Source organism: Delftia sp. CH05 (assembly GCF_009827015.1).
Classification (GTDB): Bacteria; Pseudomonadota; Gammaproteobacteria; order Burkholderiales; family Burkholderiaceae_C; genus Comamonas; species Comamonas tsuruhatensis.
Window position 1 is genome coordinate 1 of the sequence record NZ_WUMG01000065.1, and the last position, 22122, is coordinate 22122.

The 22122-nt window shown below is 69.2% G+C and carries 18 protein-coding genes; 9 read left to right on the forward strand and 9 right to left on the reverse strand.

From position 1 onward, the window contains the following. Positions 1-687: 687 nt before the first annotated feature. Positions 688-1086: a hypothetical protein gene (locus GRX31_RS28350; RefSeq protein ID WP_160855903.1), complete on the forward strand. Its 399-nt coding sequence runs from the start codon at positions 688-690 to the stop codon at positions 1084-1086. A gap of 64 nt (positions 1087-1150) precedes the next feature. Further along, on the forward strand, positions 1151-2041 hold the full coding sequence (locus tag GRX31_RS28355; RefSeq protein ID WP_013803865.1) for a LysR substrate-binding domain-containing protein: 891 nt from the start codon (positions 1151-1153) through the stop codon (positions 2039-2041). Between the two features lie 358 nt (positions 2042-2399). Here the strand turns inward: GRX31_RS28355 and GRX31_RS28360 are convergent, their stop codons facing one another. Continuing rightward, positions 2400-3788 (reverse strand): hypothetical protein, encoded by a 1389-nt coding sequence (locus GRX31_RS28360; RefSeq protein ID WP_160855905.1) that lies wholly within the window; start codon positions 3786-3788, stop codon positions 2400-2402. A gap of 145 nt (positions 3789-3933) precedes the next feature. Here GRX31_RS28360 and GRX31_RS28365 point away from each other — a divergent pair, with 145 nt between their 5' ends. Together GRX31_RS28365 and GRX31_RS28370 are read left to right on the forward strand one after the other, a co-directional pair. After that, on the forward strand, positions 3934-4863 hold the full coding sequence (locus GRX31_RS28365; protein WP_012203818.1) for a LysR family transcriptional regulator: 930 nt from the start codon (positions 3934-3936) through the stop codon (positions 4861-4863). 3 nt (positions 4864-4866) lie between these two features. Next, positions 4867-5796, forward strand: coding sequence for a tripartite tricarboxylate transporter substrate binding protein (locus GRX31_RS28370; RefSeq protein WP_160855907.1), 930 nt, complete (start codon positions 4867-4869; stop codon positions 5794-5796). A gap of 51 nt (positions 5797-5847) precedes the next feature. Here the strand turns inward: GRX31_RS28370 and GRX31_RS28375 are convergent, their stop codons facing one another. Continuing rightward, on the reverse strand, positions 5848-6711 hold the full coding sequence (locus GRX31_RS28375; protein WP_043825296.1) for a DMT family transporter: 864 nt from the start codon (positions 6709-6711) through the stop codon (positions 5848-5850). A 123-nt stretch (positions 6712-6834) separates the two neighbouring features. Between GRX31_RS28375 and GRX31_RS28380 the strand changes: the two genes are divergently transcribed. Next, positions 6835-8214: an aminotransferase-like domain-containing protein gene (locus tag GRX31_RS28380; protein ID WP_070080620.1), complete on the forward strand. Its 1380-nt coding sequence runs from the start codon at positions 6835-6837 to the stop codon at positions 8212-8214. Here the strand turns inward: GRX31_RS28380 and GRX31_RS28385 are convergent. Continuing rightward, positions 8211-8798, reverse strand: a complete 588-nt coding sequence (locus tag GRX31_RS28385; RefSeq protein ID WP_017407539.1) for a TetR/AcrR family transcriptional regulator — start codon at positions 8796-8798, stop codon at positions 8211-8213. The two genes, GRX31_RS28380 and GRX31_RS28385, sit on opposite strands and share 4 nt — an antisense overlap. A gap of 95 nt (positions 8799-8893) precedes the next feature. On the opposite strand from GRX31_RS28385, the gene GRX31_RS28390 reads away from it, so the two are divergent. Next, the gene (locus GRX31_RS28390) at positions 8894-10108 is read left to right on the forward strand and encodes an MFS transporter (protein WP_160855909.1); all 1215 of its coding nucleotides are present in this window, start codon (positions 8894-8896) and stop codon (positions 10106-10108) included. On the opposite strand, the gene GRX31_RS28395 is transcribed toward GRX31_RS28390, so the two are convergent. From GRX31_RS28395 to GRX31_RS28415, 5 genes are read right to left on the reverse strand one after another with little or no spacing between them, the layout of a single operon-like run. Next, positions 10092-10979: a LysR substrate-binding domain-containing protein gene (locus GRX31_RS28395; RefSeq protein ID WP_012203812.1), complete on the reverse strand. Its 888-nt coding sequence runs from the start codon at positions 10977-10979 to the stop codon at positions 10092-10094. The two genes, GRX31_RS28390 and GRX31_RS28395, sit on opposite strands and share 17 nt — an antisense overlap. Before the next feature lie 9 nt (positions 10980-10988). Next, positions 10989-11843, reverse strand: coding sequence for an alpha/beta fold hydrolase (locus GRX31_RS28400; protein ID WP_160855911.1), 855 nt, complete (start codon positions 11841-11843; stop codon positions 10989-10991). Further along, complete coding sequence (locus GRX31_RS28405; protein ID WP_160855913.1) at positions 11837-13963, reverse strand: acetate--CoA ligase family protein; 2127 nt, start codon at positions 13961-13963, stop codon at positions 11837-11839. The genes GRX31_RS28400 and GRX31_RS28405 overlap by 7 nt, the downstream gene beginning before the upstream one ends. A gap of 8 nt (positions 13964-13971) precedes the next feature. Beyond that, positions 13972-14943, reverse strand: a complete 972-nt coding sequence (locus GRX31_RS28410; protein ID WP_160855915.1) for a Bug family tripartite tricarboxylate transporter substrate binding protein — start codon at positions 14941-14943, stop codon at positions 13972-13974. A gap of 40 nt (positions 14944-14983) precedes the next feature. After that, positions 14984-16150 carry an acyl-CoA dehydrogenase family protein gene (locus GRX31_RS28415; RefSeq protein ID WP_160855917.1) on the reverse strand — a complete coding sequence of 389 codons (1167 nt, stop codon included), beginning with the start codon at positions 16148-16150 and terminating at the stop codon, positions 14984-14986. A 199-nt stretch (positions 16151-16349) separates the two neighbouring features. Here GRX31_RS28415 and GRX31_RS28420 point away from each other — a divergent pair, with 199 nt between their 5' ends. Next, the gene (locus GRX31_RS28420; protein ID WP_160855919.1) at positions 16350-17681 is read left to right on the forward strand and encodes an MmgE/PrpD family protein; all 1332 of its coding nucleotides are present in this window, start codon (positions 16350-16352) and stop codon (positions 17679-17681) included. 18 nt (positions 17682-17699) lie between these two features. Here GRX31_RS28420 and GRX31_RS28425 read toward each other — a convergent pair whose 3' ends face one another. Further along, a complete protein-coding gene (locus GRX31_RS28425; RefSeq protein ID WP_160855921.1) occupies positions 17700-18341 on the reverse strand; it encodes an HD domain-containing protein in 642 nt (213 codons plus the stop codon). Positions 18342-18458: 117 nt separating this feature from the next. Here GRX31_RS28425 and GRX31_RS28430 point away from each other — a divergent pair, with 117 nt between their 5' ends. Next, on the forward strand, positions 18459-19442 hold the full coding sequence (locus GRX31_RS28430; RefSeq protein WP_012203805.1) for a GlxA family transcriptional regulator: 984 nt from the start codon (positions 18459-18461) through the stop codon (positions 19440-19442). Positions 19443-19592: 150 nt separating this feature from the next. Next, positions 19593-22118: a TonB-dependent siderophore receptor gene (locus GRX31_RS28435; RefSeq protein WP_160855923.1), complete on the forward strand. Its 2526-nt coding sequence runs from the start codon at positions 19593-19595 to the stop codon at positions 22116-22118. Positions 22119-22122: the final 4 nt, after the last annotated feature.

The following is a 22122-nucleotide window of genomic DNA, read 5'->3' on the forward strand; positions in this document are numbered from 1 at the left end:
GGGTTTACAGGGGTGTGACAGGTGAGGGGGGTCTTGGTCTGGTCTTGGTCTGGTGCTGTTTTTTGTCCCTGCCGGGGGGTTTCTTTTCGAGGCCGGGTCTCGGCCCGGCGGCCGACCTACTTTCCTTTGTTTCGCCACCGGTACGCCGGCCGAAGGAAAGTAGGCAAAGCAAAGGCGACCCGGATGTCCGCGACCCCTTCGCTTCGCTGCGGGGCAACCTGCGTCGGGCCACCTGCGGGGTTCGCTGCGGAACTCGCTGCGTTCACTGCGTGAACTCCGCTCAGACAACCGCAGCGAGTCAGATCACGAAGCAGTCCTGTCCTTCGGCAGGACTGCAACCCCGCAGGCGGCCCGACGCAGGCGCTGACATACGGGGAGCTTGCTCGGGCCTTCGCTGCGCTCGGCCTGGTTTCTTGATACGCAGCCGTTAAACTTGCGGCAGGCCGAAAGGCTTGGTGTGTCGTAACACCAATACAGAGGTGCGGCCCCCACCTTGAAGGGGGCTTTGTCATGTCCAGATTCCTGGGGCAGATGCGTCGTCGCGCGTCCGTCTCCAACGGTTTTGGACGGGATGGGCTTACCCGCAAGGATGGCCGCACGTCTGTATACGTGTTACGAACATCCCGTCCACCCGTTGCCCGTCGTACGGTGGCGTGTGGTTCTCTTGATTCATACAGGAACCAAGACATGCACCCTCTCACCGCCGCTCAGGCGGCCCCTCCCCAACCACCTTTTCTTCCCACCTGGCGGCAGGCCATGCACGCCTCGCTGGGCCTGGTGCAGAGCACGCTGCAGCAGTTGATCGAACTGATGACCGACAATCCTGACAGGGACGACAGCGAAGTCGATGTGGACTGCGCCGTGGAGCTGGCGCTGGAGCACATCAAGCGCATGGGTGTCCAGCAGCATGCGGACCGCTATGCCTTCGAGGTGGAGTGGATCAAGGCAACGGCGGCGCTGCGGCTGGCGCAGGGCGCCTTCGGGCGGCCGGAATCACGCTTTGGCCTGCGGCTCAAGGACGCCATCCAGCAGCTGGAGATGCTGCCGGAGCTGGTGGAGTTCGTGGACCAGGACGACGGCGAGTGAACTGTGCGGCGCGCCCGTATCTCTGTGAGAAACTGGCCCGCCGAACACCCCCTTGCCTTCACCCATGGAACTGCGCCAGCTGCGCTACTTTGTCGATATCGCCAAGACCGAGCACCTGACGACATCGGCCAGGAACCTCTATGTCACGCAGTCCACGCTCTCGCATGGGCTGCGCCAGCTGGAAGAGGAGCTGGGCATGGCGCTGTTCGAGCGCATTGGCCGGGGGCTGAAGCTGTCGCAGGCCGGCGTGGTGTTCCGCAACTATGCGGAGCGCGCGCTGCATGAGGTGGAGGCCGGGCGCATGGCGCTGGCCGACCTCAGCGAGCTGCAGACCGGCACGCTGACCATCGGTGTGATTCCCACCTTCCTCAACACCCTGGTCGCCCCGGCCGTGGCGGCTTTCATGCGCGCCTATCCCAAGGTCAACGTGGTGGTGATCGAGCTGCTGGCCCCGCCCGTGGAGCAGGGATTGCTGGACGGCAGCCTGGACCTGGGCGTGAGCTTTCACCCGCCCCAGCGCGCCGAGCTGGACGCGCTGCCGCTGTTCGACGAACGCATGATGCTGCTGGTCAACCCCTCGCATCCGCTGGCCGGGCGCCGCACGCTGTCCGTCAAGTCGCTGACCGGCGTGCCCCTGGCCCTGCTGCCGCGCACGTTCTACACGCGCAGCCTGATCGAGGACGGGCTGCGCACCGCAGGCGTCACGCCCTTGCTGCGCGCGGAAATGGGCTCGGTGGAATCGCTGATCGCGCTGTGCCGCTGGGGCGACATGGCCACCATCGTCCCCGAGCGCGCCGCCCAGCAGGCCACGGACATGGTGGCCATCCACCTGGTCGCCCCCCAGCTCATCCGCACGGCAGGCCTTCTGTGGCGCCGAGGCGCCAGCTACAGTGCGGCCGCGCGCGAGTTCGCGGCGCAACTGGCCCCCGCCACAAGAACCAACATGCCCCGCTAAAAAAACACCAGGCCGAGCGAAGCAAAGGCCCGAGCAAACTCCCCGTATGTCAGCGCCTGCGTCGGGCCGCCTGCGGGGTTGCAGTCCTGCCGAAGGACAGGACTGCTTCGTCAACTGACTCGCCGCAGTTGTCTGAACGGAGCGCGCAGCGCGCAGTGAGTTCTGCGGCGAACCCCGCAGGCGGCCCGACGCAGGTTGCCCCGCAGCGCAGCGAAGGGGTCGCGGACATCCGGGTCGTCTTTCTTTTGCCTCCTTTTCTTCGGCGGGCGTACCGGTGACGAATCAAAGAAAAGGAGGTCGGCCGCCGGGCCGAAACCCGGCCTCGAAAAAACACCCCCCGGCAGGGTCAAAAACCCGCTCACTGCAAAGAAGGCCGCTGCCTCTCAGGCACCCGAGTACTCAAAGAAGCCGGCACATAAGCCGCATCAAAACTACACCCCACCCCAAACTTGGCCTCATTCCCCACACAAGCAGCAGCAATCCCCGCAGCAGTCGGCTTCACCCCCGCCTCCACCCACTGCATCAACGCAGTCATCAAGGTGGGATAGGTCGCATCGCTGATATAGCTGTGCGTCCCCTGCCGCGTGAAGGTCTGCACCAGCCGGTCCCCGCTGCCGCCCTGCTGCATCACCGCACGAAACCGCGCATCCAGCTCCACGAAGGCCGTAGGGTCGCTGATCCACTTGGCCGAGAGGACCGGCACGCCAATCCTGCCCACGGGGTCGGTGTCATCGGCGAACTTGCGGTAGGCCGCAGGGTCGGCGCGGTAGCGCAGCACGCCGGCATTGAGCGCGGCATCGTCGGCCGAGCCGGCATAGACCGCACCCTCGTTGCCGAAGGGGCTGGCGCCGCCCGTGCGCTTGGCCGAGATGTCCTGGAAGTGCATGGTGCCCCAGTTCATGTGCGACTGGATGGCGCTTTCGGGGATCTTGATGACCTTGGTGATGGTGTCGATCTTCGCCTGCTGCGCGGCCGTGCGCTGGGCGGCGGGCTTGTCCAGCGCCAGGCATTCGTTCACGCGCAGGGCCACGTCGGCCTGGCGCATCTTGGCATCTGCGGGCAGGCCCAGGTTGAGCGCGTACTGCGGCTCATTGGGGCGCGGGTGGTTGCCGCACAGGTACTGGTAGACCACGCGCAGGTCGGTGCGGAAGTCATAGGCATGGGTGCCGCCGCCCAGCACCCCGCTGGTGAGCAGCACGCCGTCGTAGGGGCGCTCGCCCACGGTCTGCTCGTTGAACATTTCCGCGCCCTTGGCGGCCACGCCCGCCCCCCAGGACTGGCCGTGCAGGATGGTGCGCTGCGGCTTGGCCACATGCTGGCGGAAGATGCCGCGCAGGCGCTCCGTGTCCTCTGCGGCGGCCCGCACTTCCACGCCGCCCTGGCGGTAGGTGGAGCCGGCCCAGGCGTAGCCTGCGCGCACCATGATGGACCAGCGCACCAGGTCTTCGGCCGCACGGGCGGCGGTGGGCGCGGCCAGGTCGGGGCCGCCGTGGGCGTGCAGCACCAGGGTGCCGTTCCACTGCGCGGGCTTGGCGATCAGGTAGTAGGCGCCCTTGGAGTCCTGCCCGGCCCAGCAGCTGATGCCCGCAGGAATCTCGGCAGGGCAGGCCGTGCTCTTGGGAGCGGTCTCGATGGAGGTGACCGGCCCGTGCAGCACGGCCGAGCCGCCGCCGCAGCCGGCCAGGGCGAGCGCGGCCAGCAGCGAGGCGCTGGCGGGACGCAGGGGGAAATACGCGGATGCTTGCATGCCTTGTCTCCTGTCTTGGCTTCTTGTTGGAAGTCACCTGCCGCGCCGCGGCAAGCGGTCTCATCGGTGACTGGATGGGATTTTGTAGAGGCTTGTCCAATATTTCAAAGATTTTTAGGATATCGGCTGGATACTTTTCACATATATGGAACTGCGCCATCTCCGTTACTTCCTGGCCGTGGCCGATACCGGCCACATCACGCGCGCGGCCGAGCTGCTGGGCATGCAGCAGCCGCCGCTGTCGCAGCAGATCCGCGCGCTGGAGGAGGAGCTGGGCATTGCCCTGTTCCGGCGCCACCCCAAGGGCGTGGACCTGACCGACGCGGGCCTGGAGCTGCAGGGCGAGGCCACGCGGCTGCTGGCCGACTTCACCGCCATGCGCGACCGCATGCAGGCCTTTGCGCGCGGCGAGCGCGGGCGCATCCATGTGGGCTTCACCAGCTCGGCGGCGGCCCATGCCTTCACGCCCGAGGTGCTGCGCCTGTGCCGTGGCCGCCATCCCGACATTGCGCTGGATGTGAGCGAGAACAATGCCGCCGAGATCACCGAGGCCGTGCAGGCCGGGCGCATGCACTGCGGCTTTCTGCGCGTGCCGGTGGCCCGGCCCGAAGGCCTGGTGTTCGAGACGCTGCTGCAGGAGCCCGCGCTGCTGGCCATTCCCGTGGACCATAGGCTGGCGCGCGATGCATCGCGGCCCGTGGCGCTCAGGCAGCTCGATGGCGAGCGCCTGATCCTTGTGCGGCGCACGGGCGCGCCGGGGCTGTACGCGAACCTGCTGGCGCTGTGCGCCCGGCACAAGGTACAGGTGGAGGTGGCCGCCGAGGTGGAACGCATGATGACCAATGTGAACCTGGTGGCGGCGGGCGTGGGCCTGTCCATCGTGCCGGCCTCGGTGCGCGGCGCCCATCCCGAGGCGGTGGTCTACCGCGCCTTCGAGCCCGCCGTGCGGCTGAGCGCCCCGCTCACCCTGGTGCACCGCGAGGCCGGCACGGAAACCGGCGGCGCAGGACCCGCGGCCACCTTCATCGCCCTGGCGCGCGAGCTGGCGCAGCGCCACCAGGCGCCGGGCGGCTGAGGCATGCGGGCACCGCAAGGCACCGATACCGGCCGGCGCGCCCTGCTGGCGGCGGGCGCCTGCGCGCTGGCCTGGCCCGCCCAGGCATGGCCGGCCCGGCCTGCCTGGCCGGGCGCCAGCGTGCGGATCGTGGTGGCCTACCCCGCAGGCGGTGTCAGCGACATGGTGGCCCGCGCCCTGGCCGAGCAACTGGCGCAGCAATGGGGCACGGCCGTGATCGTGGACAACCGCCCCGGCGCCAGCGGCACCGTGGCGCTGGAGCTGCTGGCGCGCAGCGCGCCCGACGGCCGCACCCTGGTCTTTGCCGCCGCCACCGCCGTGGGCCTGGCCGCAGCCTCCGTGACGCCCGTGGCTGGCGTGATGCGCACGCCCATGCTGCTGGTGGGCACGCCGGCGCTGAAGGCCGCAGATTTCGAAGGCATGCTGGCCGAGGCGCGCGGCATGCCCGGCGGCATACGCTGGGCCACCACGGGCGAGGGCACGACGGGCCACGCCGTCCTGCAGCGCATAGAGCAGGCCACGCGCATTCCCATCGTGCATGTGCCCTACAAGGGCGGGGGCCAGCAGCTCAACGATGCGCTGGCCGGGCATTTCGAGCTGCTGTCCACCAATGTGGCGCCGCTGCAGCTGCAGGCGCTGCGCGCGGGCCGCCTCAAGGCCCTGGCCGTGGGCGCGCCGCAGCGGCTGGCGGCCCTGCCCGATGTGCCCACGCTGGCGCAGCTGGGCCATGCGCAGGCCAACCTGGATTCGCTGTTCGGCCTGTTCGCGCCGCCGCAGATGGCGCCAGCGCTGGCCCAGCGCATCAATGCTGCGGTGGCCCAGGCGCTGCGCGCGCCGGCCATCCGCAGCCGGCTGGAGGCGGCCAGCAACCAGCCGTTCGACGGTTCGGCCGCAGAGTTCGCGCAGCAGGTGATGCGCGAGGCCGGGCGCTGACCGCCCTGCATCGCTCCCCCCGCACCACGCCCTGCACCACGCCGGACTGGCTCAGCGCGCGTACTTCTTGGCCCCGGCCACGCAGACCACGGCGGCCATGGTGACCAGCACCATGCCCCAGCTCACCTGCTCGTGCAGCAGCAGGGCCGCCAGGCCCAGGCCCATGAAGGGCTGCAGCAGCTGGATCTGGCCCACGGCCGCAATGCCGCCCTGCGCCAGGCCCCGGTACCAGAACACGAATCCGATCAGCATGCTGAACAGCGAGACATAGGCCAGGCCCAGCCATGCGGGCCGGCCCACATCGGCCAGCGATGCCGGCATGCTGATCAGGGCGGCCGGCAGCATGACGGGCAGGGCCAGCACCAGCGACCAGCTGATGACCTGCCAGCCGCCCAGCGTGCGCGACAGGCGCGCGCCCTCGGCATAGCCCAGGCCGCAGACGATGATGGCGGCCAGCATGAGCAGGTCGCCGCGCAGCGAGCCCCCGGCCCCGCCCACGGCCGCATAGCCGGCCACGAAGGCCGCGCCCGCCAGCGAGAACAGCCAGAAGGCCGGGCGCGGGCGCTCGCCGCCGCGCAGCACGGCGAACACGGCTGTGGACAGGGGCAGCAGGCCCACGAAGACGATGGAATGCGCCGAGGTGACGTACTGCAGCGCCAGCGCGGTCAGCAGCGGAAAGCCCACCACGCCGCCCAGCGCGCTCAGCGCCAGCGAAGGCATGTCGGCACGCGCGGGCCGGGGCTGGCGCAGCGCCAGCAGCATGGCCAGGGCCAGCAATGCCGCGATGCTGGCGCGCGCACAGGTCAGGAAGGTGGGGTCCAGGTCGGCGACCGCCACGCGGGTGGCCGGCAGCGATCCCGCAAAGATCGCCACGCCGATGAATCCGTTGATCCACCCGCTGCTTGTCTTGTCCATCAAAAAACTCCTTGGTTTGCAGCGGGAAGTGGGCCATTGCACGGCCGGATCTTCCATAGACAGTCCAATACAATTCAAAAGAACTGTTATGCACACAAATCCACTACAGAAGAGAGAGCAGCCATGCGCAGCGGCACACGCATCCAGGCGGTGATGGAAGAGATCCAGTCGCGCATCGCCGCGCGCACCTACCTGCCCGGCACGCGCCTGCCCTCGGTGCGCGCGCAGGCGCAGGCCATGCAGGTGTCGGTGTCCACGGTGGTGGAGGCCTATGAGCGGCTGGCGGCCGAGGGGGTGATCGCCTCGCGCCCGGGCTCGGGCTTTTATGTGGCGGGGCCGGTGGCGCCGCTGGCGCTGGGCGGTATCGGGCCGCGCGTGGACAGGGAGGTCGACCCCCTGTGGCTGGCCCGCCAGTCGCTGCAGGCAGATGCCCACGCGCTCAAGCCGGGCTGCGGCTGGCTGCCGCCTTCATGGCTGTACGAGGAAGGCGTGCGCCGCGCGCTGCGCTCCCTGGCGCGCTCGGGCACGCTGGAGCTGACGGAGTACGCAACGCCGCTGGGCCACCCGGCACTGCGCCGCCTGCTGGCGCGGCGCATGGCCGCCATGGGGCTGGAGACCTCGCCCGAGCAGATCCTGCTGACGGAGTCTGGCACGCACTCCATCGACCTGGTCTGCCGTTTCCTGCTGGAGCCCGGCGATACGGTGCTGATCGACGACCCCTGCTATTTCAATTTCCATGCGCTCCTCAAGGCGCACCGCGTGCAGGCCGTGAGCGTGCCCTACACGCCGCAGGGGCCCGACGTGGCCCGGTTCGCCGACGCGCTGCAGGCGCATTCGCCACGCCTGTACATCACCAATTCGGCCATCCACAACCCGACGGGCGCCACGCTGTCGCCACTGGTGGCGCACCGCATCCTGAAGCTGGCCGACAGCTCGGACCTGGTGATCGTGGAGGACGACATCTTCTGCGACCTGGAGACCCATGCGGCGCCCCGGCTGGCGGCCTTCGACGGCCTGTCGCGCGTGATCCAGATCGGCAGCTTCTCCAAGACGGTGTCGGCCTCGCTGCGCTGCGGCTTCATCGCGGCGCGGCCCGACTGGACGCAGGACCTGGCGGACCTGAAGATCGCCACCAACTTCGGCGGCGGGCGCATGGCCGCCGACATCGTGCTGCGCACGCTGACCGACAGCGGCTACCGCAGGCACATGGAGTCCGTGCGGCTGCGGCTGGCGCAGGAGATGGAACGCACGGCCGCGCGGCTGCAGGCCCTGGGCATGAAGCCCTGGCTGGTGCCGCAGGCCGGCATGTTCCTGTGGTGCCAGTTGCCCGGGGGCATGGATGCCACGGCGCTTGCGCGCACCTGCCTGGAGGATGGCGTGGTGCTGGCGCCCGGCAATGCCTTCAGCCAGTCGCAGAGCGCGGGCGACTTCCTGCGCTTCAATGTGGCGCAGTGCTCGGATGCGCGGATCTTCGAGGTGCTGGCGCGGGCGCTGACGGGCTAGGCCGTTTCAGCCTGCAGCAGGCCGCGCACCCGCGCCTGCACGTGTTCCAGGGACGGCGGCAGGTCGAACAGCACGCGGTAGACGATGGGCGCGGCCAGCGCGTCGATCAGGGTGTCCGCAGCGGGCATCGCCTCGCCACGCCGCGCTGCGCGCTCGCCGATGTGCGCCAGTTGCCCGCGCAGGATTTCCACGCAGGCGCAGGGCGTGTGCTCGTTGCCCGCTGCGGCGGCCATGTCGCGCAGCATGGTGCGGCCCAGCGGCGAGGCCGATTCCTCCAGGAACTGCTCGGCCCAGGCCAGCAGGTCGCCCTCCAGCGTGCCCGTGTCCAGCGGCGGCGCCGTGGGCCGGATGATTTCCACGGCCACATCGGCCAGCAGCTGCTGTATGTCGCCCCAGCGCCGGTAGAGGGTGGACGGCGTCACGCCCGCCTGGGCGGCGATGAGCGGAAAGCTCAATTCCTCGCGCGGCATGGTTTCCAGCAGGCCCTTGACGGTCTGGTAGACCGTGGCCTGGATGCGCGCGCTGCGTCCGCCGGGACGGGCGGGACCGCCTGTTTTGGAAAGGGATGGGACTTGCGTGCTCATGGTTATTAAAGCTAAAAATTTGCATTAGCAGCGCACAAGCGCAGAATTCGCTAACGCAAAAACTTTGCATTAATTGTGCAGCAGGGCTCTTAACCATGTCGGTACTGCAACCATCCAACACCACTCCCGCTGCCCGGCCCGGGCGCAGCCTGGCCGTCCTGGCCTTCGGCCTGGGCAGCTTCTTCGCCGCCTCCAGCGCGCCCACGCCGCTGTACCGGCTCTACCAGCAGGACTGGGGCTTTTCCTCCGGCATGCTGACCCTGGTCTTCGCGGTCTATGCGCTGAGCCTGCTGCTGGCCCTGCTCACCACGGGCGCGCTGTCGGACCACCTGGGCCGCAAGCCCGTGATCCTGGCGGCGCTGGTGCTGGAGATCGTCTCGCTGGCGGTGTTCGCCCGCGCGGGCGACGTGCAGGCCCTGGTGCTGGCGCGCGTGCTGCAGGGCTTTGCCACCGGCATGGCCAGTGCGGCCATGGGCGCGGCGCTGCTGGACCTGCACCGCGAGCGCGGCACGCTGGTGAGCACCATGGCGCCCATGGTCGGCATGGCGGCGGGCATTGTCGTGGCGGGCGAGTTCGCGCAGCTGTGGCGCCAGCAGCTGGGCCTGGTGTTCTGGCTCATGGCGCTGATCTTCGTGGCCGTGGCCGCCGCCATGGCCGTGCTGCCCGAGACGGGCGCGCGCCGCCCCGGCGCACTGGCCGCCATGCGCCCCCGCGTGCGTATTCCGGGCCAGGCCCGGGCCGACTTCATGCGCGTGCTGCCCATGAGCATCACGGTGTGGGCGCTGGGGGGCTTTTACCTGTCGCTGGGCCCGTCGATGATCCGCTCGGTCACGGGCTCGGAGGTCGCCGCCAGCTTTGCCGTGTGCATCAACACGCTGAGCGCCGCCGCCGCCATCTGGACGCTGCGCAGCCGCGCGCCGCGCGCCATGCTGCAGTTCGGCGGCAGCGGCCTGCTGGCCGGGGTGGCCCTGCTGCTGGTCGGCGCCCATCTGCAAAGCCTGCCCCTGGTGCTGGGCGCCTCGGTGGTGGCGGGCGCGGGCTTCGGCGTGGGCTTCCAGGGCGCGCTGCGCAGCGTGATCCCGCTGGCCGAGCCGCACGAGCGCGGCGCCCTGATCTCGGCCATCTACATCGCCAGCTACCTGGCGTTCAGCGTGCCGGCCATCGCGGCGGGCATGGCCGCCGCGCGCTTCGGCCTGTTGCCGGTCACCTATGCCTACGGCCTGATGCTGATGCTGTTCGCGGGCCTGGCGCTGGCGGGGACGCGCCAGCCCAGGCCGGTGGCCTGTGCACGGCCTAGATCTGCTCCTTGAGCCAGTCGCTGAACAGTTGCACCTTCCTCGACTGGCGCTGCAGCCTGGGCGTGACCAGGTAGTAGGAGGCGCCGGTGCGCACGGGCAGTCCGAAGGGCGCGACCAAGCGGCCGCCGTTGATGTCGTCGACCAGCAGCGCGGTCTGGCCAATGGCGATGCCCAGGCCATCGGCGGCGGCCTGCCAGGTCAGCACCGAGCTGCTGAAACGCATGGTCTCCACGCCGTCGATCTCGTCCTCGTAGCGGCACAGCCGGGCCCAGGTCTGCCAGTCGGCCTTGCGGTAGTGCGAGACCAGCAGCCGCTTGCGCAGCAGGGCCTGGGGATAGGCGATCTCGGGGGCATTGGCATGCAGGAAGGCGGGGCTGCACACGGGCTCGATCACGTCCTCGAACAGGAATTCAGTGTCCACGCCCTGCCAGGCGCCATGGCCCATCTGTATGGCCAGGTCCACATGGTCGCGATCGAAGTCCACGTCCTTGACCGAGTTGGTGATGACCACGGCGATGTCGCCATGGCGGGCGTTGAAGTCCTGCAGCCGCGGAATCAGCCACTTGGCGGCGAAGGTGGTGTAGGTCTGCAGGCGCAGCGTGTTGTCGGAGCCGCTGCGCATGATCTCGTCCGTGGCGCGGCCAATGCCCTCGAAGGCAGGGGCCACGGCCTCGCCATAGCGCTGGCCGGCCAGGGTCAGGCTGATGCCGTGGCGCTCGCGCCGGAACAGTTCCACGCCCAGATAGGTCTGCAGCACGTTCAGCTGCTTGCTCACGGCGGACTGGCTGATGTGCAGCTCCCGCGCCGCCTGGGTGAGATTGCGGGTGCGCGCCACCACTTCGAAGACCTTCAGGGGGTTGAGCGGCGGGATTCTTCCATGCATGCGCGGATTCTAGGATTGCGCCTGCAGCCAGCGGGCCATGAGCAGGTTCACCTCCGGTGCGCATTCGTACTGCACCCAGTGGCCGGCACGCGGCACGATGGTCCAGTCGCGCTCGGCGCGTCCCTGCGCCAGGGATTCGGCGGCCTCCATGGGCTCGGCCGTGACGTCGGCCTCGCCCCAGACCAGCAGCACGGGGCGCCGGTAGTCCTGCAGCAATGCCTGCAGCGCGCTGCCGCGCGAAATGGATTTGCTGCGAAAGCGCGTGGCTTCGCAGGACAGGCCATGCACGCACAGGGCCAGCGCATCCACGGCCTCCGGTCCCGACAGCATGAAGGCCGCCAGGTTCTGCCGCCACGCGGCCTCGCGCGCGGCGAGGTCGTCCACGCGCCAGTCCAGCAGCGGGGCCATCTCGCGGCGCCTGCCGCCGTGGCCGGCCGTGCCCAGCAGCACCAGGCGCTCCACCCGCTGCGCGCGCGCTGCCAGCTGGGCTGCCATCGCTGCGCCGAAGGAAAAGCCCGCCAGGAGAACGCCCTGCTCGGGCACCAGCAGGTCCAGACATTGCTCCAGCGATTGCACCAGGGCCGGCAGGCGTGCGGGGTCATGGGCGGGCAGTGCGAAGTCCTGCGAATCACCGAAGCCCGGCAGATCAGGCACCAGCACGCGGAACTGGCGCGACAGCGCTTCGATGTTGCGCACCCAGTGCATCCACGACCCGTGGCCGCCGTGCAGCAGCACCAGGGGGCGGCCCTGCCCCCATTCACGCCAGTGCAGGTCCACGCCCTCGTCCCCCCAGGTGGCGGCAAGCACATGGTGACGCGCCGTGGAGTCCAGCGCCTGCAGGAGGCTGTGGCGCGGGTTCAGCACGCCTGCAGCACCAGTGCATCGACGGCCACCACGCCCTGCCCTTCGGGCAGGACCATGAGCGGGTTGGCCTCGGCCTCCAGCACGCCCAGCTCGGGACGCAGGGCGAGGCGGGACAGGGCGGCGATGGCATGGGCCAGCGCCTCCAGGTCACCCCGGGGCTTGCCGCGCAAGCCGGAGACGGTCTGCAGCAGCCGGACCTCGGCGACCATTTCCCGGGCGGTTTCCACGGACACGGGGGCCATGCGGATGCTGCGGTCGCGCAGCACCTCGGCCCAGATGCCGCCAGCGGCCAGCATGATGACGGGGCCTGCATCGGGGTCGATGCGGTAGCCCACCAGCACCTCGGCCAGGCCCTTGCACAGGGGCTGCACCAGCGCCTGGTCGCAGGCCGTGCCCGGCGCATTGCGCGCCAGGTTGGAGCGCAGGGTGGCAAGGGCACCGTCCAGCTCCTGCGCCGTGCCAACGCCCAGCACCACGCCACCGACCTCGGTCTTGTGCGCAATGGCCGGCGAGCACAGCTTGGCCACCACGGGGTAGTCAAACGGCAGGTCCCCGACCGGCCCCTGCAAAGGCATGCAGGCAAAGGGCGCATGCGGCATCTGCAGCGCGTCGAACAGCGCATAGGCCTGGGCCTCGCTGAGCGCACGGCCCGCGCCCCGCAGCGCAGGGACAGCGGCCACCGGACCCGGAACGCGCCGTGCCAGCACGCTGGCAATGGCGTCGGCGCAGCTCTCCGGCGTGCGAAAGCAGGGAATCTGTGCCTCGGTCAGCGCGGCCAGGGCCTGCGGCGCGTCGGGCACGAGCATGGCCACCAGGGGCTTGGCATGGCTGGCGCTGTCCATGATGGGACGCACCGCCAGGTCCGGCTGATAGCGGGCGGACGAGCCGACGACGGCCACCACCATGTCGATCTCGGGGGCCTGCAGCAGGATGTCCAGCGCCTTCTTCATCACTTCGTAGCGCGTGCCGGCCAGGGTCAGGTCCAGCACGCGGCCTGCGCTGCCGGGGATGCCGGCCTCCTTGAGGCGGGCCAGCGTCTCTCCGGCCACGGGCTGCACGGTGATGCCGCGCAGGCCCAGCTGGTCCACCACCATGGCCGCACCGCCACCCGTGGTGGTGACTACGGCCACGCGCTGGCCGCAGGCAGGGCTGGCGCCGGCCAGGGGAAGCTTGCGCGCCAGCGGGAACACCTCGAACAGCGTCTCCAGCATGTCCACGCGCGCCACGCCCAGGCCCTTGAGGAAGGCATCGGCGATATCGTCCTCGCCCGCCAGCGCGCCCGTGTGCGTGGCCGCCATCTCGGCAGCGGCGCTGGAGCGGCCCAGCTTGTAGGCGATGACGGGCTTGCCGCGCAACGCGGCCTCGCGCGCGAAGGCCTGCAGCGCATCGCCATGGCGCAGGCTCTCCAGGAACAGCACATAGCCTTCTATGCCTGGATCGTCCAGCGTGGCCGCGCAGATCTCGCCCACGCTCAGGTCCACCTCGCTGCCCACAGAGACCAGGCCCGCGAACCCCACGCCGCGCGCCTTGCCGCGCGAGACCAGGGCGCCGATCATGCTGCCGCTGTGCGATGCCACGAAGACCTTGCCGCTGGGCACATCGGGCTCGGCAAAGGCCGCGTTGGCCGTGAGCACCAGGCCGTTGCGCGGATGGACCACGCCCAGGCTGCTGGGCCCCAGGATGCGCAGGCCCGTGGAACGGGCGATCTGCCGCAGCTGCTGCTCGCGTTGCGCGCCTTCGGGGCCCGACTCGGAAAAGCCGCTGGCCAAAATGGTGACCACGCCCACTCCCAGCCGCGCGCATTCGCGCACGGTCTCCAGTACGGTCCCTGTGGGCGAGAGCACGAAGACATGGTCTGGCACCTCGGGCAAGGCGGCCAGGCTGGGCCAGGCGGGCTCGCCCTGGACCTGGCTGCGGTGCGGATTGATGGGGTAGATGGTGCCGGCAAAGCCCGCGCGCCGCAGGAACTGCAGCGGCCGCCCGCCGGTCTTGCCGACGTCGTCGGAGGCACCCACCAGGGCGATGCTTGCAGGCTCCAGCAGGACCTGGCGCAAGGACCGGCGGGAGGACTGCGTGGCGCCAGAGACAGCGGCGGCGGCAATGGAAGTGGAGGCGTTCATGGTTCGGCTTACTTCTCTATCTTGACTTTCTTGAACTGCTCGGACCAGTGGACCACCTCGGCCTGCAACTGCGCCTTGAATTCGGCGGGCGAATTGCCAATCAGCACCGCGCCCTGCGGGACCAGGGCCTCCTTGAACTCGCGGGACTTCACGGCCCTGGCCACGGCGGCGGCCAGCCGGTCGACGATGGGTTGGGGCGTGCCCGCTGGCGCCAGCAGCCCGTTCCACGAATCGGAGACCATGCCCGGCAGGCCCAGCTCGGCAAACGTGGGCACGGCGGGCAGGCCCGGCAGGCGCACAGGGCCGGCCACGGCCAGCGGACGCACTTTGCCTGCTTCCAGGTTGGGCATGGCGCCAGTGGATGTCATGAACGCGACATCGACCACGCCCGCTATCAGGTCGGTGAGCACGCTGGAGCCGCCCGAATAGGGCACATGCAGCATCTGCAGGCCGGCCAGTTGCTCCAGCCGCAGCGTGGCCATGTGCTGGGAGCCGCCCGCGCCCGTGGTGCCATAGCTGAGCGCACCGGGCCGGGCCCGCGCCAGCGCCTCGAATTCCTTGTAGCTGCGCACGGGCAGTTGGGGGCTGGCCGCCAGCACGCCGGGTGCCGAGGAGATCTTGGAGATGGGCTCGAAGCTCCTGAGCGGGTCGAACTTCTGCCTGGGAAACACAAAGCTGTTCATGGTCAGCGGCGCCGCAGCCACCAGCAGCGTATAGCCGTCGGGCGCAGCCACGGCCACGGTCTCCGAGGCGATGTTGCTGGTGGCACCGGGCTTGTTCTCCACGATGAAGGCGCCCTTGAGTTCGTCCTGCAGTGCCTTGGCCACCAGGCGCGCCACCACGTCCGTGGGTCCGCCGGCCTGAAAGCCCACGATGATCTTCACGGGCCGCGACGGATATTTGTCCGAGGCCGCTGCCATGCCTGCGCAGCCCATTGCCGCTGCCGCCGCGAGCGCGGCCATCCATGTACGACGATGCATTCCTTGTCTCCTTTTGTAGTGGTGCCGGGTGGTGCCGGTCTTACTGCCGGGGTGCGGGCTGGGAGGCTTTCTGGGAGAAGGTCCGCCCGAAAACGCCCTCGGCGATGCGGTTCCTGAGCACTTCGATGGAGCCGCCGGCGATCATCCAGCCGCGCGTGCGGCGCACGCAGTACTCCACCAGGGCCTCCTGGCTGAAGCCCAGGCCCCCCATGACCTGCATGGCCTCGTTGGACACCTCCCAGCCCGCCAGATTGCAGGCCAGCTTGGCCATGGCCGTGCTTTGCGCGCTGGGCAGGCCATGCTCACCCTCGAGCGCGGCCTTGTAGAGCAGCAGCTGGGCCTGCTCCAGCTTCATACACATGTCGGCGAACTTCCACTGCAGGCCCTGGAACTCGCACAGCTCGCGTCCGAACTGGCGGCGCACCCGTGCGTGCTCGCGCGCCAGATTGAAGGCATGCCGGCCCAGCGCCAGCGCGCGCGAGGCATTGCCCAGGCGCTCCACGTTGAAGCCCGAGATCTGCTTCTTGAATCCACCCGCGCCCAGCAGCACGTTCTCGCGCGGAATGCGGCAGTTCTCGAAATACAGCTGCGCCCATTGCTCGCCATTCATGAAGGCCGAAGGCTGGCCGACCTCGAAGCCGGGCGTGCCGCGCTCCACCAGCACCGAGCCTATGCCGTCCACGCCCGGCCCGAAGCGCACGTAGACCAGGAACAGGCCGGCTTCGGGGCTGTGCGTGGAGAACACCTTGCTGCCGTTGATCACATAGTGATCGCCCTCCAGCGTGGCCATGGTCCTCAGCTCGGTCACGGCCGAGCCTGCATCGGGCTCGGTCATGCCCAGAGAAATGAGCTTTTTTCCAGCCAGCAGATCCGGCAGGAAGCGCGCCTTCTGCGCGGCGTCCGCGTACTCCACGAAGGTGCGTATGGGGCCGAAGTTGCCGGCCTGCACGATGTCGGCGCTCTTGGGGCAGACCAGGGCCACCTGCTCGATGGCAAGCACGGCATGCATGAGCGAGCCGCCCTGCCCGCCGTCGGCCTCGGGAAAGGCAATGCCCAGCAGGCCCTGCTCGGCCAGCAGGCTGGCAGTCTCCCAGGGGTAATGCGGGGAATGCGCACGCTCCAGTGCGCCGGCCGCCAGCTTGTCCTGGGCGAACCGGGCCACGCTGTCGGCGAAAGCCTGGTGTTCTTCGGAAAGGGTGAAATCCATGGTGATCGGAAAGCGGGTTGACGATGGCCTGGATCATTGGCTCCAGCCCGCCGCTCAAGTTCTTCCAATCACGCCTCAAGACATGACAAAAGGAAATGTCTATCGCACCGGTGCACCGCTATCGTGAAAGCCTGCATCCTTGCACCACCCAGCCCCACCCAGCCCCGCCCGCCACCCTCACTCCCAACAAATCCACGCCATGTATGTCAGCGAAACCCTGGGCCAGTTCGGCGCCCGATTCCAGCAAGCGCCTGTCGAGGCCAGCGTTCTCCACCATGCCCGACGCGCCGTGGTGGACTGGTATGCCGCGCTGATCGCCGGCTACGGCATGGACCCCACGCCCCGGCTGGAACGCGCCATTGCCGAAGACCTGGACCGGGGCGGCGCACGGCTGGCCCTGGGCCGGCGCGCCACCGCCCGGGCGGCGGCGCTGATCAACGGTACGGCCTCGCATGCAGCCGAGGTGGACGACATCTTCAAGCACGCCATCTACCACCCGGGCGCACCCACCATCTCGGCGGCCCTGGCGGTGGCGCAGCAGCAAAGGGCCAGCGGCCTGCAATTGCTGCAGGCCGTGATTGCGGGCTACGAGATCTCCACCCGCATAGGCCAGGTACTGGGACGTGCGCACTACCGCTACTGGCACAACACGGGCACGGTGGGCAGCTTTGGCGCTGCTGCGGCGGCGGCCTGTCTGCTGGGGCTGGATGCGCAGCGCTTCACGCATGCGCTGTGCACGGCGGCCACCTTTGCGGCGGGACTGCAGCAGGCCTTCCAGATGGACTCCATGTCCAAGCCGCTGCACGCCGGTCGCGCGGCCGAGGCCGGCGTCGCCGCCGCAATGATGGCCGGCCAGGGCGTGACGGGATCGCTCGATGTCTTCGAAGGCGCCATGGGCCTGGGCACGGCCATGAGCGATGCGCCTGATTGGCAGCCCGTGCTGGCGGACCTGGGCCAGGTCTTCAACATCACTGCCATGACGTTCAAGAACCACGCCTGCTGCGGCCACACCTTCGCGCCCATCGACGGCGCCCTGCATCTGCAGAAGGTGCACGGCTTCGCTGCCGACGACATCGCACAACTGCAGGTTGCCACCTATGGCCCGGCCCTCACCGTGGCTGGCAACCGCGCACCACGCACGGCAGCCGAGGCACGCTTCAGCATTCCCTACGTGGTGGCCCATGCGCTGCGCCGGGGCAGCGTGCGGCTGGCGGCCTTCGACGATGCCCATCTGGACGATGCACAGACCCGCGCGCTGATGCAGCGCATCACGCTGGAACGGCACCCCGAGCTGGACCGCCAGTTCCCGGCGCAACGCGCCGCGCAGGTCCGCATCACCCTGCGCGACGGCAGTGTGCATGCCTGGCTGCAGCCCACGCGCAAGGGCGATCCCGACATGCCGCTCAGCGACGCCGATCTGCAGGCCAAGCTGGCCGAGCTGGCCGGACCCGTGCTGGGCGCGGACCGGCTGCGGCAGGTGACCGAGCGGCTGTGGACGCTGGACCAGGCCGCAGACCTCGATGGCTTGTGACGCGGGGCCTGCGCCTGCTCAGCCGGGCCAGGCCGAATGGCGTATCACGCTGCAGAAGTTCATCGGCCTGAAAGCCGGCTCCTTGTCCGCCAGCACATCGGCCTTCACGTTGCCGAAGGTGGTCTGGGGCTTGTGCCGGATGCCGTCGTAGAAGGCCTGGATGATCTCCTCCTTGAAGCGCGGACCGCGCGGATGGGCCTGCACGATGGCCTCGCGCTGGGCATCGGCGTAGTCGCCGTAGGTCAATCCCAGCACATCCATCTCCACCCCGGCCGTCACCAGGGCGATGACGGGATGCATGAACTCGGGAATGCCGGGCGTCGTGTGCAGGGCAATGGCCGTCCAGACCAGATCGATGTCCTGCGCGGCGATTCCGTGGCCCCGCAGAAATTCGCGGGCTGCGTTGGCACCATCCACCTCGAAGCGGCAGCAATCGCTGCTGTGCCCGTGCGTGAGGCCCATGTCGTGGAACATGCAGCCGCAGTACAGCAGCTCGGGGTCGAACGCCAGGCCACGCCTGGCGCCCGCGAGGGCGCCGAAGTAGTAGACGCGGCTGGAATGGTGGAACAGCAGCGGCGATGCCGTGTCACGGACCAGTTCCGTGACCTCGCGCGCAAGCCGGCTGTCGGGGATGCGGATTCCGTCGATATCGAGACGCATGGGTGGCTCCTTTCAAAGTGCTCGATTCGATTCTGGGGATACACTGCCACGTCATCAATCGACGTATACCGTCGATTTCTGCCATTTCACGCGCGATGCGGACACCGGGGCTTTTCCATGACAAGAACGATTGCGATCCTTGCGCTGCAAGGCGTCCAGCTGCTGGATGTCTCGGGGCCGCTGGACGTGTTCGCGCAGGCCAACGCAGAACTGGGCCGCCCCTTCTATGCGCTGAAGGTGGTGGGCCGCGACCATGCGCCCATCCACAGCTCGTCGGGCGTGCGTCTGGTGCCCGACTGGGCCATGGGAGATGCGCTACCCCGGCTGGACACGCTGCTGGTCGCAGGCGCCCCCCATGCCATGGACATGCTGCTGGGCGAGCCCACGCTGCAATGGCTGCGCACCATGGCCAGGCAGTCCAGGCGCTTCGGATCGGTGTGCTCGGGCGCGCTGTTCCTGGCGGCCGCCGGCCTGCTCGACGGCCGGCGGGTGACCACGCACTGGGCCGTGGCCGACACGCTCAGGCACGCCCATCCACGTACCACCGTGCTGGACGACGCGCTGCATGTGCGCGATGGCAAGCTGCGCACCTCGGCCGGGGTCACGGCAGGCCTGGACCTGGCCCTTTCGCTGGTGGAGGAGGACTGCGGGCGCGAAGTGGCGGCCCGCGTGGCTTCGCAGCTGGTGATGTTCTTCAAGCGTCCCGGCGGCCAGCTGCAGTTCAGCCGCAAGGGCCATGCGGGACCGGCTGGCCGCTCTGCGCTGCAGGAAATACAGCGCTGGGCCGTGGCGCATCCCGCGCAGGACCTCTCGGTGCGTGCGCTGGCTGAGCGCGCCGGTCTCAGCGCGCGGCATTTCGCGCGGCTGTTCCAGGCGGAAGTCGGCGTGACGCCAGCCGCCTGGGTGGAAACCATGCGCGTGTCCGCAGCCCGTGAACTGCTGGAGGCCGGCCATGACGCGCCCAAGCAGATCGCGGCGCAGTGCGGCTTTGCCAACGCGGATACCCTGCGCCGCAGTTTTTCCAAGCACCTGGGCATTTCTCCAGCCATGTACCGGCGTCACCAGGGCGCGGCCCCCGAAATCCCGGGCAGAGAAAAATAAAAACATAGCAGCCAGTCTTTGCCTTATCTAACGATGAAGGCAAAAACAAGGTCCGAATCCAGGCCAAGGCGCAAAAAAAGTCCAGCCGAACTTGCAGGATCGGCAGGGCTTGTTCGGCATACGGGGAGTCACACCACTTTTCCCAGCCCCATGCCCCGCACCCTCCCCCACCAGCCCCAGGACGGCCTTGCAGCCGCACGGGGCTGGCCTGCGTCCATGGGGATGGCTGGGGTGGCAGCGGTGCTGGGGGTGGCGATGCTGGTTGCCACGGCAGCGGACTGCGCCCATGCGGCGCCGTCCGCCCAGGCCGGCCAGGCAGCCCAGCGCAGCTTTTCGATTGCGGCCGGCCCGCTCACGCATGTGATCGCGCAGTACGCCAACCAAGCTGGCGTTGCGCTGTCGTTTGATGCCGCGCAGCTGGGCCGGCTGCAGTCCCCGGGGCTGCAGGGCAGCTATGGCGTGGAAGACGGTTTTGCCAGGCTGCTGCAGGGCACGGCGCTGCAGGCGGTGCGCGAGTCCAGCGGCGTCTATACGCTGCGGCCGCTGCCAGCGGCGGCCTCGGGCATCGGCGGGCAGACGCTGGGCACGGTCACGGTCCGGGCCACGGCGCCGGCCAGTGCCACGACCGAAACCTCGGACAGCTACGCGGCCAGCCTGGTCACGGGCTACAAGGGGCTGCAATCGGTGCGCGATATTCCGCAGCCCGTGACCGTGCTCACGCGCCAGTGGCTGGACGAGCAGGCCCTGCCCGACCTGCATGCCGTGCTGCAGCACACGCCGGGCGTGACGGTGGAGTACATCGACAGCGAGCGCATCGCCTATTACTCGCGCGGCTACCAGATCGATTCGCTGCAGGTGGACGGGCTCAATGTGAACCAGGTGGCCTCGGCCTCCACCTTCATCCAGCCCGACATGGCCATGCTGGACCGCGTGGAGGTGCTGCGCGGCGCCACGGGCCTGCTGCGTGGCGCGGGCTCGCCCTCGGCCATGGTGAACATGGTGCGCAAGCGGCCCACGGCGCAATGGAAGGGCTCGGCCGCGCTGACGCTGGGCTCCTGGGACCGCCAGCGCATGGAGGCCGACCTGTCCGGCCCGCTGAACGCAGCCGGCACGCTGCGCGGCCGGCTGGTGGCGCTGGCGGACGACAAGGCATCGTTCCAGACCGCGCGCAAGGAAAAGCGCCTGGGCCTGTACGGCGTGCTGGAGGCGGACCTGGGGCCGCGCACCACGCTCACGGCCGGCCTGCAGCACACGGACCTGCAGGCCACGGGCTCCTGGGGCGGCCTGCCCGCCGCCGCCGACGGCAGCCAGCTCGGCCTGCCGCGCAGCACCTACCTGGGCACGCCCTGGAATACCTGGGACCGCCACAACCAGCAGGCCTTTGCCGAGCTGGAGCACCGGCTGGACAGCGGCTGGCAACTGAAGGCCCAGGCGGCGCACACGCGCTTTCGGTCGGACGGGTTCAAGCAGACCTCGTTTTCCAGGGCCAGCGACAGCAATCCCTACCTGTTCGACGTGAGCACCTCCATCTATGGCGGCGACGGCAGCACGCAGAACGCGCTGAGCCTGCTGGCCAGCGGCCCCTTCGAGGCCCTGGGCCGCAGGCACGAGCTGTCGCTGGGCGCCGACCTGCAGCGCATCCGCAGCACGGGCGCCACGGGCTACTGGGGCGTGAGCCCGCTGCGCAATGTGGACATCCGCGGCTGGAATCCGTACACCAGCTACCCCGAGCCCTTCTACAGCGAGGGCAACGGCAACGCCTATTCATCGCCCGTGTCCCACATCCACCAGTACGGCGGATTCGCGCGGGCCCGGCTGTCGCTGACCGACTCGCTCACCGCCATTGCCGGCGCGCGCCTGAGCTGGTGGAGCTATCTCGAACCCGGCAATGCCCAAAGCGGCTACAGCGTGCGCCGCGAGCTGACGCCCTATGCGGGCCTGGTGCATGCGCTGTCGGACACGCTCGACGCCTATGCCAGCTACAGCGAGATCTTCAGCCCCCAGGACAAGAAGGCCGCCGACGGCAGCATCCTGGCGCCCGCCCGGGGCGAGGACCTGGAGGCCGGGCTCAAGGGCAGTTTCATGGACGGCCGGCTGCAGGCCAGCGTGTCGGTGTTCCGCATCCAGCGCGTGGGCAGCGCCATGCAGGACACGGCATCGGCCATGCCCTGCCTGCCGTGGTACCCGACCAGCCACTGCTTCATGGCCGGCGGCAAGAGCCGCAGCCAGGGCTGGGAGCTGGAGCTGTCCGGCGAGCCCGCGCCGGGCTGGCAGGTGCTGGCCGGCTACACCTACACCCAGGCCAGGTACCTGCGCGACGCCTCCGAGGCCAACGTGGGCCAGCCGCTGCGCCCCGTGGACCCGCGCCATGCGCTGCGCCTGTTTGCCAGCCACCGCTTCAAGGGGCCCTTGCAGGGATGGACCGCAGGCGCCGGCGTGCGGCTGCAAAGCGATGCCTACGCCAGCGTGGGCGATGTCACCACCCGCCAGGGTGGCTATGCGCTTTTTGACGCGCTGCTGGCCTACCGCCTGGACGACACCTACGCGCTGCAGCTGAACGTGAGCAACCTGCTGGACAAGCGCTACTACGCCAAGTTCTCGCCCAACAGCACCTACTTCAACAACTACTACGGCGATCCGCGCAACGTGACGGTGTCGCTGCGCGCGCGCTTCTAGGGCC